1 protein-coding gene is annotated in these 421 nt (G+C 54.2%); it reads right to left on the bottom strand.

Going from position 1 to position 421, the window contains the following annotated elements:
• Positions 1 to 421 (bottom strand): DDE-type integrase/transposase/recombinase (locus KP705_RS18155; protein ID WP_215765305.1); only part of this gene is annotated, 421 nt, incomplete at both ends.

The raw sequence follows: 421 nt of genomic DNA, 5'->3' as shown, positions 1-421 counted from the left end.
AATTATAGGCTGCCATGAAGTCGTTGAGGTGTGTCCTYAAYTGCTCATGACTGTCGTAATGGAAGCGTTTGACGGTTGCTTCCTTGATTGTCCGGTTCATCCGCTCAACCTGACCGTTCGTCCAGGGATGATTGGGTTTCGTCAGACGATGTTCGATCCCGTGGGCTTCGCAGATCATGTCGAAGCGCATGGGACGCGACCAGGCCGTATTGCGATTACGGGGTTGGTCAGCGAACTGGATCCCATTGTCGGTCAGGATGGTGTGGATCCGGTAAGGGATGATGCTCAGGAGATGTTCGAGGAATTCCCAGGCTGTCTTCCGATCGGCTTTCCCGACGAGTTGTGTGACAGCGAATTTGCTTGTCCGGTCGATAGCAACGAAGAGGTGCTGCTTGCCCTCAGCGGTCTGGACTTCGGCAAT

This window comes from Gluconobacter sp. P1D12_c (assembly GCF_018812105.1).
In the GTDB taxonomy this organism is placed as follows: Bacteria; Pseudomonadota; Alphaproteobacteria; order Acetobacterales; family Acetobacteraceae; genus Gluconobacter; species Gluconobacter oxydans_A.
This window is presented reverse-complemented; position numbering and strand designations above follow the sequence as displayed.